Source organism: Silvibacterium dinghuense, assembly GCF_004123295.1.
GTDB classification, from domain to species: domain Bacteria; phylum Acidobacteriota; class Terriglobia; order Terriglobales; family Acidobacteriaceae; genus Silvibacterium; species Silvibacterium dinghuense.
On the sequence record NZ_SDMK01000005.1, the window covers coordinates 154,952 to 170,203 of the forward strand.

Genomic DNA, 15,252 nt, shown 5'->3' on the forward strand with positions numbered 1-15,252 from the left:
GCGAAGATCCAGACCCGTCGCAAGCAACGGGCAGATCCGCTCATGGCCGTCGCCTCCCTTGGGCGCCGCGTTTTCCCTTTGCGACACTACGATTCCGGAAATGGGATTCGCGTTCTACCTGTGAATTCCGTCTCCACTTCTGCCTTCTCAAACCTGTTCCATGCGCTCATGATCTCCAGCTCGTCTGACGCTGAACCCTCCGAAGACCTCGAATACTTATTGCAGCTCGTTCGCCGGCCGCCTTCCATCTCCGCCCTCAAACGTGCCCAGTGCATCCTGCTTTGGAAGCATTGCGCCCTTCCTCCCCGCCAGATTGCCCACCTGCTCGGCTGGAGTCCAGGCACAGTACACAATCTGCTCTCCGCCTACCGAAAAGCCGGTCCTGCGATCTGCCATGCGCATATCCGCGGCGGCCGCACCCACGCCTACCTCACCGCCGAGCGCGAACAGCGCCTGCTCAAAAGCTTTCTCGATCGCGCCCGGAGCACGGGGTTTCTCGACGTCAAATCCCTGCACGCCGCCTATGAACATCTGGTCGGACATCGCTGCGCAGCCTCGACCATCTATCGGCTCGTGCACCGGCATGGCCAAGCCGGCAAACTTCCTCGCAAGCCTCTCGGCCGCTGAGTGGCAACTTCACGAATGAACGCGAATCGTCCGCATTTTCTCCTCACGCCCTCTCGATTCCCGCCTCAGGCCGGGGATAGACTCCGCATGAAAACAAGCAGCCCAGATCCTTCCGCATCACCCTGTATTGCTCGCGCCCTTCGCGCTCTTCCCTGTCTGCGTTGCCTGGCATGACCGCGATCCTTCCGGATACGCGCCGTCATTGCCCACGGCTTCCCCCTCAAACCACTGGAGAGAACGATGCGCACGTATACCCTCTTTGAAACACCGCAGGAAAATACCGAAACCCGCCTGCCCGGTGTCCTTCCCAATCAGCCTTGGATCGACTACAAGCTTGGAGCCGGCATCAGCGCGATCACCGGGGCGCGCAGCGTCCCAGGCGCGGTCATCGACTTCGACATGGCCAATTATCCGGAGCTCGAAGTCAAAACGAGCTTCTACAGCATCTCCTCCGAGCACGATCAGCACACGGCCTACGGCGTCGAAGCAAAGGGCAGCTACAACACCTCCGGGCTCAAGGTCGCAGCATCCGCATCGTTTCTGAGCGATTCCACCTACTCCGAATCCTCGATGACCATCGTGGCCATTTACGACATTCGCAGCCTGGGCTCGGGAAAGACGAATCCCAGTTCACTCGCCCTGTCGGAGGCGGGTAAAAAATATCTGGATGAAAAAGGAGAGGAGGCCTTTCGGGAACGCTATGGCGACTACTTCATCTCCTCGCAGTATGCCGGCGCGCGCTTCGTTGCGACGTACAAGGTCTATACCTCCTCCGCTTCGTCCCTCATGCAGTTCCAGGCGAACGTCAGTGTTTCGGCCGACATGATGAGCGCGGAAGGCTCGGTCAAGTTCGAGCAGGACGCCCACGCCAACAATGCAACCCTGGACTGCAAATTCCACATGCTCGGGCTCAACAAGCTTGCACCTGTCTTCCCGAACACGCCTGCCGGCATCAGCCAGGCTCTCCAGTGGTTCCTGACACAGGATGACAAGGGAGACCCCGTCAATCTCAGTTTCATCCCCGTACGCGCCGACCTCACCCACTTCTCCAGCCTGTCGGACAAGATCACAAACGTTTATCCGATCGAGCCGGCAACCTTTGCCGATATCCAGGGCCTCAGCTTCCTCATTACCTCCATGGATTCGCTCGCCTCGCAGCTCCCCGACTACTTCCTCAACCTGCAATACAACGACACGGTCACCTTCGGCGAGGAGCGCGTCAAGATCAAGACCGAATTTGAGGCCGCGCAGGATGTCCTGGCAACCAAGCCCGAGCTCATTAACGATCTCGACCAGCGGACGACAGACCTGGTGACACGTCTTCGCCCCTATCTCGCGCTGGTCAGCTTCTACAACAACCTCAAGACGCAGCAGGACTCCGAAAGCCACGGCGGCAGAACCACGCACAGCCAGGGCACGGTTTCCAGCCCGGGCGGTGTCTCCGTCATCGTCGAACCCTCTGCCGAATCCTTCTCCCAGAAGGCCAGCAGCATCGTATGGGAACGCCGCAACCACACCTTCAACTACTCCAATGCCGACCGCATCATCGTCGGCTGGAAGATCCAGGACAACTGGGGCGATGGCACCAATGGCTCATGGTCCGTACCCGATCCCATCATCGGCACCAGCAGTGCCAGCATCAAGATCGAGGGAGAGAAGGGCCGCGGCGTCAACTGGACGGCCATCTTCTACACCGCGCCCAAGACCGATTTCCCCTGGATCAGCTTTTCCACGACGAAATAGCCCGCCTCCTTGCATGCGCACGATGCGCCTGCATGAGCAGCTCTTCCATACGATCAAGAGGCCGCCAGATCTGGCAGATCTGGCGGCCTCTTGATCGCGAATGCGTGCAAACTCCGGGCTTTCTACCGAGAAAGGCGATCTGCTTTCCGGCTTAGGGTCTCGGCTCCGCGAGCGATTTGGCAATTGCGGCCTCCGCGATCGGCGCCATCACCGCATAGCCGGCGTCGTTCGGGTGTACCGCCTTATCGATGGCCAGCTCAGGACGCATACCACCCTGTCCGTCTTCCATCGCCGGATAGTAATTGCAGAAGACGAGGTGCTCCTGCTCCGCATACTGCGCGAGCCATGCATCGAGCTCGCGAACCTGATCCGCCGGTTTCACTCCAGGCCGCCATGGCACAACCGAAGCCGGCAGCGTAGAGGCGAGGATCACGCGGATGTGCTCGCGCTTGGCAATATCGACCATGGAGCGGAAGTTATTCTCGATGTCGGTCATCGTCTCCGGCCCCGTATTGCCAGCGATGTCATTGATACCGGCCAGAATCAGCACCGCGGCCGGATGCAGCGCCACCACATCCTGCCGGAAGCGCACCAGCATCTGCGGCGTCGTCTGCCCGGAGATGCCGCGGTTCACATACGGCTTTCCAGGAAAGAACTTCCCTGCCAGGCGCCCCCAGTTATCGGTGATCGAGTCCCCCATGAAAACCACCCGCTGCTCTCCGGGAGCCGGCGGCGCCAACGATGCGTTGTCATCGTGATAACGTCCGAGGTTGGCCCAGTCCGCAAGCTGGTGGCGCATGCGATCAACCTCCTGCGCTGGCAGCGTGACCGTCGACGCGGCACTAGCTGCAGGAGCCTGTGGCGAGGCCGGCGCGCCTGCGGCCGATGACGTCTGCGCGTTCATCCCTACAGGAAACAGCGTTGCTCCCAACAGCACTAGACCACTCCAACGATTCCAGCTTCCCCGCATCCCCGCCATCCCTCTCATCTGCCTTCCATTCTTTGCCAGCCCCACCATACCAGCAACGCATGGAAGCATGCAGAGCCATCGGAATCAGCATCGGCGGAATACTCGACAGGACAAGGCCCCTAATAAGTCCCGAGCCGGATGCGGACGGCAAAATGCTCGTGGCGGAAGTTCAGCCCCCGGTCTGTCTGGTCTCCATTCCAGATGCGCGCAGGCTGCCAGGTTTCGTCATCGTATGTCCCTTCCTCGGCCTTGAGGATTTGCAGATGACCGGCCTCACCCGACGCAAGGGTGAAGGTGACGCGGGCCTCGATGCCCGTAACAAGAAACTCATCCGGTCCCAGCTGAGCGACCAGGACACGACCTCCGTTGTCCTTTGTTCCCGGAGCATGCTGCTCGCCATCGCGCTGCGGGAATCCGAAGCCGACCTTTGCCTGCCACCGGCCGAAGGTCAGTGTCTCTTCAGGCCTGCCCTCCTGTTCGACCGCGGTCTGCAGCTTGCCTTCGTAGTTCAGCCGCGCCAGGACACGGTCAAGAGGGGCAACCAGCGCAAAATTCTCGGCGTGCGCCTCAGGCAGCTGCCCCGGATGCAGCGTCCATGCCGTCTGATCGGTTCCGAAGGGCGAAAAGCCGATCGCTCCCTTACCCAGCGCATAGAAAAAACCAGGAGCGAAGTCATTCCCCAGTCCTGTCTCCGGAACCAGCAGCGGATTGTCAGGCCGCGCATAAGTAGACAGCAGCTCTTTCTGGAATTCGCGGTCGTTGCTGTACACGTCCGGAGCAAGCACATCGATCGACGGCGCCTCGATCTTCCATAGATCGATCATCGTCTGCACCGGACCGCCACTCGGATAATCGAACCCCGGCTCCTGATAACCGCGAATCACGTATCCCTTGGGATAGCGAACCCACACGTTGCAATACATCGGGATCGGCAGCTCGGCCTTGCCCGCCTTCGCAACTTCGTTGATGTAGCGAGCCTGCGAGTAGGCCTGGAAGGTCTCATCGGCATCATGGCCAAAGACCTGGGTCCAGGTTCCGGGAGAGTGATGCAGCCCGGCGAGCAGTTCCTTCGGCACCTGGCCTTCGAACTCCTTCTCCGCTGCGGGCGAGTGATCGCGCACGGCTCCGATCGCTCCGGACTCGTTCTCCACCTGAATCATCAGCACCGTGTGCTGCTGCCCGTCGAGATCATGCAGATGGTGCGTCAATGCAACGAATGCCTTGCGGTCCGCGTCGAGATTTGCCTGCGAATTGGCCGAGAGCACCTGGATCGGCTGGCCTCGCTCATCGATCATGCGCGGATAGCGCACAGAATCGGTTTTGACCCACTCCGGAACGTAGTGCATCTCCCCGTTCTTCCACGTGCCGAACCACAGCAGGATGAGATGGACATGGTGCTCCCGCGCCTGGTTGACCAGCATATCGACCAGCGAGAAGTCGAACTGCCCGGGCCGCGGCTCCATCTGCTCCCAATACACCGGGGCTTCCACCGTGTTGGCATGCATGCCCTCGATCGTCGGCCACACATCCTTCATCGTCCCGGGCCACGAGCTCGAGTTATTGATCTGCCCACCGAGAATCAGATACGGCTTGCCGTCCACCAGCAGCGCGTGACGGCCATTCTGTTCGACAATGCGAGGCGTTTCCTGCGAACGAAGCAGCCATGGCGAGACAAGAAATGCAGAGAGCGAGAGAGCGGCAGCGAGTCGTTTCATGGAGTTCTTCCTGTTCATTGTCATCCCAGCCGGAACGAGACGATGAAACTGTCTCGCTCCGGTCGAGATGACAATCTGTTGCTACGCACTACTTCGAAGCAGCTTAGAAGTAGTACTTCGCCGCGAGCTGGAAGAATCGCGGGTTAGGGGTGAAGTTGCCCAGCGAGCGCGTGCTGGTGATTTCACCGCCGCTGGTGGAGTTCGTCTCCTCACTCGGCTGGCCGAATGCCGGAGTATTGAACATGTTAAAGACATCCGCGCGGAACTGCAGGTACTGCTCGCGGATGGTCGGGAAGTTCTTGAAGAAGCTCATATTCACGCGCTGATAGCCAGGTCCGTAGATCTGGTTACGCGCGCCACCGAGATACGCCTCAGCTTCCACCGGGTTGGTGATGGGGTCGCCAGTCGGATTGGCCGTGGTCTGCGTATTCGGAATGAGCGTTCCGGAGAGCGGGTTCGCAAAGGCGCAGGGGTTGTACCAGTGCGCAACACTCTTCGTCGAAGCTGCGCAGCTGGTGCCGGAATTGCTGGCATCGGCCGAGCCGCCTGTGGCAAAGGGATCGCCGGTAAGGATAGCGCGGCGCGTGTTGGCGCCCACCGCCGCCGTGTTGTTGGGACTCACAGTGAAAGGATTGCCCGTCAGCGCGTAGAAGGCCACATCTGCCGACCATCCTCCGACCAGCTCATTCACCAGGCCGCCATGGTTCAGGAATCTCTGTCCCTGGCCAAAGGGCAGCGCATAGTTGCCCGACAGCGTGAAGCGATGCCGCACATCCCAGTCCGAGCTGGCGAGTTCGCTCCCGATGGAATAGAGGTTCGCATTGCGATAGATGTTCGTTCCACCATCGAGCGGCGTACCCGTGTCATCGAGCGCGTGGGAGTAGGTGTAAGCAGCCAGGAACTGCAGGTTGTGCGAGAGGTGCTTTTCGAGCGATGCCTGCAGCGAGTTATAGCTGCCGACCCCCTCATACAGGTCGTACTGTGCGCCGCCGAAGCTCGAGAACGGACGGATTGCCTGTGAGCTGTCGGAAGGACCGACCAGTCCATAAGGCGCATTCTGGTCCGTCAGTGCCTGCAGGTGACGCGAGACGTTGCCGACATACGCGGTGGTCAGCGTCATGGTCGGAGTCAGCGCGTACTGCGTCGTAAGGTTGAACTGCTCGGTGTACGGCGTCTTGGTCTGCAACTGTCCACCCACCAGTCCAGGCGTGGAGAGATAGTTCTGCAGGCCCACGGCGATCGCGTCCGAGAAGCCGGTATCGAGGCTCAGCCCATCCGTCGAGCAGCTGCCATTCGAGCAGGCAGGCGAGGTGAAGTTCGACGAGAAAGCGAACGGATAGTTGTAAGAGGGATTCGGCGAAGCGCCCACGCTCTCGAGGCCGCCGAAGAAGATGCCATATCCGCCGCGGATCACGAACTTCGGCGTCGCCGTGAAGGCGAATCCGATACGCGGGCTGAAGTTCAGCTTCTGCCCAAGGGCCAGCGAGCGGTTCTTGCTGTAGACCACCGCAATGTTGTCAGCCGAAGTAAGGTCGGTGAATGCAGAGGCCAGTGTGGCCTTGGTGTTCTTGGGCAGCAGGAACTGCGCCGTGCCCGAGGCCGGACCGTTGATGGACTCGATATTCCAGTAAGCCTGGTTATCGTTCTCCTCATACGAAGGCTGGTAGTAGTCGTAGCGCAGGCCAAGGTTGAGTGTCAGGTTCGGGAGCACCTTCCAGTCGTCCTGTGCGTAGCCGGAGTAGTACCAGTGCACATCGTGCACGCTGAAGAAGTTCGAGATCGAGGCGCTGTACATGGAGTCAGCCAGAAAGTCGGCAACGCCATAGCCGGTGTAGTTGGCAGCAGGGTTCGAGGTGAAGAAACCGGTGTAATCGTAAGAACCGTGAGGATTGATCGGCTGCGTCACCGCGACGCGAACGCTCTGGATGCTCACGCCGGCCTTGAGGGTGTGATTGCCCAGCACCTTCGTGACGTTGTCGAGCACCTGGAAGACATTCTCAAACTCGATAGACGGATAGTAGCCCGGTGAACCGAAGCCGCTCATGCCGCTGATCGACGTCGACGGCAGACCGCCGTTGTTGGCCTGGTAGGGAATGCCGCCCAGTCCCACCTGCGCAGCCACATCCGTGTTCGCGCTCTGCTGCAGGAACTGCGCGCGAGCCCAGTTGTAACCGAAGCGGAATTCGTTCACAAGCTTGGGATTGAAGACGTGCGTTTCGCTGAAGACATAGTTCTGGCCCATGTTGACGGACGGACCATCCGATCCGTAGCCGCCGCCGTCGAGAACCGAACCGAAGGGCGCCGGATAGTTGCCGCGCAGGTTCGAGTTGCTCATGCGGAAGAAGGCCTGGTCCTTCGCCGAAGCGTTCCAGTCGATGCGGCCATCCCAGCTGACGGTGTTGTTGATGTCATTCGTGTTGATGACGTAGTTGTTGTAGGTCTTGCCGCCGTTGGCGTTCGGCGTCGGATACATGTTCAGGATCTTCTGCGCCACCGCGTTGATCTGGTTCGAGCACAGGACATTCTGCTGCCCGTTGCAGGTCAGCACCGTACTGCCGTCAGTGCCCGGCTGGTAGAGCGTTACCGGCGAACTGTTGCCGGTGAGGCTCGTGCTCAGCAGTTCGCTGAAGTTACCCTGCCGCATGAGTGCGGTCGGCACCGTGTACGTACCGGTCGAACCGAAGACGATGCGCGTAGCTTCCACATCGCCAAAGAAGAAGAGCTTGTTCGGAATGATCGGACCGCCGATCGTTCCGCCAAACTGGTTCTGACGAAACTCGGGCTTGGTCAGAGAGAAATAATCGCGGGCATCCAGAGCGTCGTTTCTCCAGTACTCCCACAGGTTTCCGTGCAGTGCATTGGTACCGCTCTTGATCGAAGCGTTGAGCACCGCTCCGGCCGAGTGGCCGAGCTCCGCGGTGTAATCGCTGGTCTGCACCTTGAACTCCGCCAGGGCGTCCGGCGGAGGCTTCACGACATAGGTCGCGCCGTTCAGGAAGTCGATCAGGTTCGAGTTGTTATCCACGCCGTCGAGAATGAAGTTGTTCTGCTCGGCGCGCAGGCCGTTGGCGCTGAAGTCGCCGTTCCCTTCGCCGCGTGAGCCATTCGACTGGGCAACACCGGCTGCGAGCTGCGCCACAAAGACATAATTGCGGCCGTTCAGCGGCGTGTTGTTGATCGTCTGTGTGCTCACCACCTGCCCGGTCGATGAGTCTTCCGTCTGCAGCAGCTGCGCCGCACCGGCCTCTACCGTCACCGTCTGCGTGGCGCTGCCCGGCTGCAGAGTAAGGTCGGCCTGCAGGCGCTGGTTAAGGTTCAGCGTAAGGCCGTTCAACGTCGCCTTTTGAAAATTCGCGGCGTTGGCAGTCACGGTATAGTTGCCGATTTTCACCGGCGAGAAGACATACACACCGCTCTGGTCTGTCTTTGCCGACAGCACAAAGCCGGTGTCCTTATTGGTCAATGTGATTTGTGCCGACGGAACCACAGCACCTGTCTGATCCGTCACTGTTCCCGTAATCGTGCCCTGGTCCACCTGCGCCAGGAGAGGAGAGACTGTGAACAGCCCAACCACCACGATGCATAGAAATGAAAATAAATTCCGCGATAAGAATGGATAGAAATTGCGCCTGAACATGAATTGGCTCCAGAAATTTCCTGCATTTGCCACTTGTTTTGCCGGACGCTACACCCGTTGCGAGGCAGAAGCGTCCGCCAGATCCGCAGAAATGTATACGTATGCATTTCTGCAGCGGATAGGTTCTCGTACGCGTAGCCTTTTTGGGTCTTACGTTGTGTCAGCCCTGCCATTGCCGAAGTGCGGCAATTTCAGAACCCGTTATGTATACGATTACAATCCGGCAAAATCGTAGTTCCGCGATTTCAGGGTTGTCAAGGCGACGAGGTTTGATTCTCGTCTGCAACCATCGTCCACCGCAATGGGAACGCTCTCCTCGTCGACGGCATGGCCGCCACGCAACGAGTTCGAACATACCGGAAAAGCGAAAGAGCCAGACTCTGCCAGTCTGGCTCTCTTCGCAATGTGTGATCCAATCTACCAGCGATAACGCATGGTCCCATACAGGGTGCGCATCAGCCCCGGATAGCAGCCTGTCGAGCTGTAGCAGGAGGCCACGTAGTTGCGGTCGCCCAGGTTCGTCGCATTGAACTGGAACCGCGTGCCGCGCAGCCAGCGCATATCGCTCGGAAGGTCATAGTGCGCCGAGGCATCGAAGAGCGTCACGCCCGGCACCTTGAACGAGTTCACATCATCGCCCCAGCTCGCACCGACAAAGCGTCCGCCCGCGCCGCCGCCGAAACCGCAAAAGAGCGAGGTAGGCAGCGTGTAGTCGAACCACAGCGAGGCCATGTTCAGCGGCACACCATACTGATACTGATCCTGCGTTGTCCGGGTCACCCCGTCGATGCCCGTATCGTCAGTGTCGGACTTCGCATACAGCGACTTCAGATGCGTATAGGAGGCCGTGTAGCTGAGTGCATGCGAGAGGCTCGCATGCGCCGAGAGCTCGACGCCACGCGTGCGGATCTCACCCACTGCAATGGTGAAATTAGGATTATTCGGGTCGGTTGTGCCCACATTCTGCTCGGCCAGATCGTAGATCGCAGCGGTGAGCATCATGTTCTGCTTCGCAGGCTGATACTTCACACCTGCTTCGTACTGGCGTCCGGTTGTCGGAGGCAGCGGCTGGCTGTTCTCTCCCAGGCTGAGATCGGGCTCGAACGAGGTCGTATAGCTGAAATAGGGAGCAAAACCGTTGCCGAGGAGATAGGACGCACCTGTGCGCCAGGTCAACTTGCTCTGGTCCTCGTTAATAGAGCCATAGGAAGCAACTTCGTTCACCTTGTACCAGTCCTGACGCAAGCCGGCCGAAGCGCGCAGATGCCCTACCGACACCTGATCCTGGAAATAGAGGCCGGTCTGATCGGAGCTGGCAACTTCGGAGCCGGTAATCGCGGGGTCGACAATGGGAACGTAATACTTCGGATGGAAGATGTTGATCGACTCCACATCGCCCGATCCCCAGTGCCAGTGCTCGTCGAAGTGGGTGTAGTTCACACCGCCCAGGAAGGTCTGCGTCACCTTGCCGGTGTTCCACACTTCGCTCACGCGCTGATCGGAGTTCGAAGTGGTAAAGGTCGTGTGCCGATCGAACGTATAGCGATCGAGCGTCTGCATATCCGACTCCAGCTCTTCCGGCCAGATCATCTGCGCATGATCCTTGTTCGATGTGAAGCGGTAGTTCTGGCCAAGCTGCCAGCCGTGATCGAAGCTGCGCGTAAAGACATCTCCCAGTTCCAGAAATGATTGCTTGGTCTGGTTGTAGTTCGGATCGCCGAGATAGAAATCCGGCGAAACCTTGCCGTACGGGTTGTAGAGCACGGTGCCGCTGGCCGGGAGATTGGCCATCGCACCTACTGTCGGGTTATAGGTGTAGTTCGTCAGAATCGTCAGGCTGGTACGGTCATCGGGAATCCAGGTGAGCGCCGGCGCAATCGCCACGCGCTGCGGATCGATAAACCACGTCTGAGAGCCCTCTTTGAAGCCCACACCGGTCAGGCGATAGAGCAGCTTGCGTGTCGCCAGCGGACCGCTGAAGTCGAAGTTCAGCTCATTGTGACCGTAGCTGCCGAAACCCAGCTCTATCTCGCGCAGCGGAGCCGAAAGCGGGCGCTTGGTCTCGACGTTGATGATGCCGCCCGGGCTCGCCTGTCCGTAAAGCACTGACGAGGGACCGGCCATCACCTCGATGCGCTGGTAAAAATACGCGTCCAGCAGCGTGTTGCCGTCAGGATCTTCTTCGAGGCCATCCAGGAAGATGCCGGGCGTAAACCCACGCAGCTGAATGCTGTTTGATGTCCAGAACTGCGATGAGGTGCCTTCATTCTCGGCATTCACACCCGCGGCATAGCGCAGCGCATCGTTCAGGTACTGCGGCTGCTGATCGTCCATCAGCTCGCGCGTGATCACGTCGACGGATTGCGGCGTTTCGAGCAGCGGAGTGTCGATCTTCATCGCCGAGCCGCTGTCCGTCGCCACATACCCGGCCTCGGCCTGCACCGTGACCGTATTCGAGGCCTTCTGCACATCGAGCGCAAGCGTAAGGCTCGCCGCCTGCGCATTCACCGCAATCTCCTGCTGAATCGGCGCAAAGCCCGCGGCCGATACCTTCAGCAGGTAATCGCCAGGGACCACATTGGCGGTGAAGCGGCCCGGCCCCGCACTGCGAGCGGCAAACTGCTGTGCGCCGCACAACAGCTCCACGCTGGCCATGGGCAGCACCGCGCCGCTGTGATCGGTAATCGTCGCCGACCACGCCATCGGCGACGCCCCCTCCGAAGAAGCACATGCCGGCACAGGCAGAGGAGCCTCTGCCGGAAGAGCAGTAGAGGCCGCACTCGGCTGTTTTGCCCAGCAAAGAGAAGCCGCGGAAACACTGATCAGCACTACAAAACGATGCACAGTTCGCAACACGGGAATTTGCCTTTCAAGAGGTCGAAGGCATTGCGAACCGCTACAATGAACGGGTCGCCAGCCTTCTGGTTGTCGATCTCCGGCCTCCTGCAGTGCTTCGCCAAAAGACTGCTGCGGGAGGCCGCCCAATATCCGACTGAATTGGTCTGATTTAGACTAGCGAAAGTTTCTGTAATGTGTGCCGCGAATTCCGCCAGGCACTACGCGAATCAGGCCATGACAGTCAGACTCAAAGATCACGAGCTTCTTCAGGCGTCGCCGCGGCCGGTTTCGGCCATGGCAAAGTCCTATCCGGCCGGATACCTCGGCTATGCCCACTCGCATGCCCGTGCGCAGCTGCTGTATGCCGCCTCGGGCAGCATGCGGCTGACCTTCACACGGGGATGCTGGGTCATTCCGCCGCAGCGCGCCGTCTGGCTTCCACCGGGATATGTGCATCAGACCAGCGCCATCGGCGAGCTGGAGATGCGCACGCTCTATATCCGCGAAGACTCCTGTCCCTCCGCGGCTCCGTGCGAGCCGCGCATGCTGGGAGTTTCCTTGCTGCTGCGTGAACTGGTACTGCGCATCGTCGCCATGCCGATGGAGTATGACGAGCGCGGGCAGGAGGGGCGCATTGTCGCCGCGGCGCTGGGAGAGATCGACTGGACACCTCTCGACCCGGTACGCCTGCCGCCACTCGGCGACGCCCGTCTGCGGCGCATGGAGCAGATGCTGACGCGGAGCCCGGAAGATGCCAGCACGCTCGACACCTGGGCTGCCCGCCTGCGCATCTCGACACGCACGCTGGCACGTCTGATCCGCCAGGAAACAGGTCTGTCTTTTCAGGTATGGCGCGACCACATCCGGACTTTCGCTGCTATTCCGATGCTGGCCGAGGGCCGGCCGCTCATCGAGATCGCCATCGCGGTGGGTTATGAGACGGCATGGAGCTTCACGGCGATGTTCAAGCGCGTGACCGGCACACTACCCAGCCGTTACTGCACCTAGCTGCTGCGCGTAGGGCGAACGGCCTTCGGCACCCGCTCCCTTTGGTCGCGATCCAGTCTCTTTCGCCGGGTGCCCCACATCTCGTCTTTCCGAGATGTGGGAGATCACAAAACGGGCAGCATCACAAAAAACTACACCCTACACCCTACCGAGATACTGCTCATCGGTCACTGGCTCAAGCCAATCGACCACGCGGCCATCCTGCTTTTCGGCGATGGCGATGTGGGTCATCGCCGTAGCAGCCGTAGCGCCATGCCAATGCCGCTCGCCGGGCGCAAACCAGACCACGTCGCCGGGGCGAATCTCTTCGACGGGACCGCCTTCGCGCTGCACCCAGCCGAGGCCGGCCGTCACAATCAGCGTCTGCCCCAGCGGATGCGTGTGCCAGTTGGTGCGAGCACCCGGCTCGAAGGTCACCCATGCGCCGCCAACCTTCGCTGGCTCCTCGGCCTGGAACGGCTGGTCGAGGCGCACCTTGCCGGTGAACCAGTCAGGGTTGGGGGTAACCGAGGGCTGCGAGCCCGCGCGCTTGATCTCCATCGACGTTCTCCTTCCAAAGTGCCGGGCGGAGACTGAAGACTCCGCCCGGTGGTCGTTGTTAACGGCCGGTCATCTGCTCAATGTGTTCAGGATACCGGTCGCCCTCGACCGGCACCTGCTTCACCGCCTCGTCGATCTCGCGCAGGTCCGCATCGCTGAGCGTGATGGACGCCGCGCCAAGATTCTCCTCCAGCCGCGAGAGCTTCGTCGTGCCGGGGATCGGTACGATCCACGGCTTCTGCGCCAGCAGCCACGCCAGCGCAATCTGCGCGGGGGTTGCGTGCTTCTCCTGCGCAATGCGGCCCAGCAGGTCGACAAAAGCCTGGTTCGCCCTGCGCGCCTCAACTGAGAAGCGCGGCAGCTGGTTGCGGAAATCGCCGCTGGCAAGCTCGGTATCGGCACTCATCGCGCCGGTGAGAAATCCCTTGCCGAGCGGGCTGTAAGGCACAAGACCGATGCCCAGCTCCTCGAGCACAGGAATGACCTCGGCCTCCGGCCTGCGCCACCAGAGGGAGTACTCGTTCTGCAGCGCCGAAACCGGATGCACCGCATGCGCGCGGCGGATCGTCTGCACCCCTGCTTCGCTCAGGCCGAAGTAGCGGACCTTCCCTTCGCGCACCAGGTCGGCCACGGCTCCGGCAACCTCTTCAATCGGTACATTCGGATCGACACGATGCTGGTAGAAGAGATCGATGACCTCGATGTTGAGACGCTTGAGCGAGGCCTCGGCGACTTCCTTGATATGTTCAGGACGGCTGTTCAGACCTTCCCAGCCGGGGCTGCCGTCCGCCTTCAGTTGAAAGCCGAATTTCGTCGCAATCACCACCTTGTCGCGAAGAGGCGAAAGCGCCTTGCCCAACAGCCGCTCATTGGTATACGGCCCATAGACCTCAGCCGTATCGAAAAATGTAACGCCGAGGTCGACAGCCTTGTGCAGCAGCGAGACCATCTCATTCTCGTCGTGCACCACTCCATAGGAAAAGCTCATGCCCATGCAGCCGAGGCCGAGGGCGGAGACTTCGAGTCCACTGTTTCCAAGCTTGCGTGTTTGCATCGTGACTCCTTGTTGCCGGCAGGACAGCGCCGGGCTAAGACGTTCGTGAAGACGTTGGAAGAAGAGAGGAGAGAACTTTTACGAAGCGGTGCGATGCGCATCCCGCCACTGCCCCGGCGGCACACCCTCCCAGCCGCGAAAGGCGCGCACAAAGGAGTTCGCATCTTCATAGCCGAGCAGATACGCCGCCTCGGTGAGTTCCAGCACGGAGTTGCCGAGGTAGTACCGCGCCATCTGATGGCGGGCCTCATCGAGCACACTCTGAAAGGTGACGCCGGCTTCCTGCAGGCGGCGCTGCAGCGTGCGCGGGCTCAGGTGCAGGGTACGCGCAATGTCGTCGATCGCAGGACGCCGTCCGCTCATCCTCTCCTGGATGGCGCGCCGAACCAGCATGACAAAACTGTCTTCGCCATGCACATTGCGCAGTTGCTGCTCGAGCTGCGGCGCGAGCATATCGAGCAGCTCCGCATTGCGCGTGATGAAGGGCAGGCGTGCATCTGCCGCGCGAAACACAATGCGATTGCGCGCAGCCCCGCAAATGACCGGGCAGCCGAAATGCTTCTCGATGAGCCGCTGGTGGCTCCGCTGCTGCACATACTCCACGCGAAGCGGCGTCACCGGCGTGCCGCTGCCATAACGGCCGAGCGTGAGCAGCCACGCAAAGCACGAATCGACCAGCGCCTGTGGTTCCGCATCGACGGCCAGCAGCCAGCGAAAGACAACACGCCACTCGGTAGCGGTGGTCTCCTGCACCAGCTCTTCCGGACAGGTGAGCTGTTTATAGCGGCCGAGCTGCGAGACCGCCGCTCCGAAGTTTTCCGCCGAAAGTGCGGCGAGAGAGTTCGGGCTGAAGCGCTCCGGGCGTGCCTCGGCGATCGACAGGCCGATCAACGGAGGACTGCTCACCTCCCCGATGGCGCGCCACAGCGCAAAGAGAGCATCGGTGGAAACCATGAGGCTCGGTTGCTCGAAGAAATCCTGAGGCAGGCCGGCGCGCTGCAGCACCGCAGGCATCGCAACGCCCAGTTCTTCAAGTCGTCCACGCAACCCGCGTGCGATACGGAATTGTCGTTTCATGGCCTGCTCTCCCCTTGCCCCTTCCTCGAGCATGCATTCATGC

10 protein-coding genes are annotated in these 15,252 nt (G+C 60.5%); 3 read left to right on the forward strand and 7 right to left on the reverse strand.

Annotated elements, in window-relative coordinates:
* The first annotated feature begins 120 nt into the window (after positions 1-120).
* Both ESZ00_RS18480 and ESZ00_RS18485 read left to right on the forward strand, forming a co-directional pair.
* Positions 121-627, forward strand: a complete 507-nt coding sequence (locus tag ESZ00_RS18480) for a helix-turn-helix domain-containing protein (protein ID WP_164981621.1) — start codon at positions 121-123, stop codon at positions 625-627.
* Positions 628-867: 240 nt separating this feature from the next.
* Positions 868-2,370 (forward strand): hypothetical protein, encoded by a 1,503-nt coding sequence (locus tag ESZ00_RS18485; protein WP_129209883.1) that lies wholly within the window; start codon positions 868-870, stop codon positions 2,368-2,370.
* Between the two features lie 151 nt (positions 2,371-2,521).
* Here the strand turns inward: ESZ00_RS18485 and ESZ00_RS18490 are convergent, their stop codons facing one another.
* The 4 genes from ESZ00_RS18490 to ESZ00_RS18505 all read right to left on the reverse strand — a co-directional run bounded on the left by ESZ00_RS18490 (position 2,522) and on the right by ESZ00_RS18505 (position 11,395).
* Positions 2,522-3,307 (reverse strand): SGNH/GDSL hydrolase family protein, encoded by a 786-nt coding sequence (locus ESZ00_RS18490; RefSeq protein WP_229741112.1) that lies wholly within the window; start codon positions 3,305-3,307, stop codon positions 2,522-2,524.
* A 152-nt stretch (positions 3,308-3,459) separates the two neighbouring features.
* Complete coding sequence (locus ESZ00_RS18495; protein WP_129209884.1) at positions 3,460-5,055, reverse strand: GH35 family beta-galactosidase; 1,596 nt, start codon at positions 5,053-5,055, stop codon at positions 3,460-3,462.
* 103 nt (positions 5,056-5,158) lie between these two features.
* Positions 5,159-8,692, reverse strand: coding sequence for a TonB-dependent receptor (locus ESZ00_RS18500; protein ID WP_129209885.1), 3,534 nt, complete (start codon positions 8,690-8,692; stop codon positions 5,159-5,161).
* Positions 8,693-9,109: 417 nt separating this feature from the next.
* Positions 9,110-11,395 carry a TonB-dependent siderophore receptor gene (locus ESZ00_RS18505; RefSeq protein ID WP_129209886.1) on the reverse strand — a complete coding sequence of 762 codons (2,286 nt, stop codon included), beginning with the start codon at positions 11,393-11,395 and terminating at the stop codon, positions 9,110-9,112.
* 369 nt (positions 11,396-11,764) lie between these two features.
* On the opposite strand from ESZ00_RS18505, the gene ESZ00_RS18510 reads away from it, so the two are divergent.
* Positions 11,765-12,538 (forward strand): AraC family transcriptional regulator, encoded by a 774-nt coding sequence (locus ESZ00_RS18510; RefSeq protein ID WP_164981622.1) that lies wholly within the window; start codon positions 11,765-11,767, stop codon positions 12,536-12,538.
* A 138-nt stretch (positions 12,539-12,676) separates the two neighbouring features.
* Here the strand turns inward: ESZ00_RS18510 and ESZ00_RS18515 are convergent, their stop codons facing one another.
* The 3 genes from ESZ00_RS18515 to ESZ00_RS18525 form a co-directional block, all read right to left on the reverse strand.
* Positions 12,677-13,078, reverse strand: a complete 402-nt coding sequence (locus tag ESZ00_RS18515) for a (R)-mandelonitrile lyase (protein WP_129209888.1) — start codon at positions 13,076-13,078, stop codon at positions 12,677-12,679.
* A 58-nt stretch (positions 13,079-13,136) separates the two neighbouring features.
* On the reverse strand, positions 13,137-14,132 hold the full coding sequence (locus ESZ00_RS18520; RefSeq protein WP_129209889.1) for an aldo/keto reductase: 996 nt from the start codon (positions 14,130-14,132) through the stop codon (positions 13,137-13,139).
* Positions 14,133-14,210: 78 nt separating this feature from the next.
* On the reverse strand, positions 14,211-15,209 hold the full coding sequence (locus ESZ00_RS18525; protein WP_129209890.1) for an AraC family transcriptional regulator: 999 nt from the start codon (positions 15,207-15,209) through the stop codon (positions 14,211-14,213).
* Positions 15,210-15,252 lie beyond the last annotated feature (43 nt).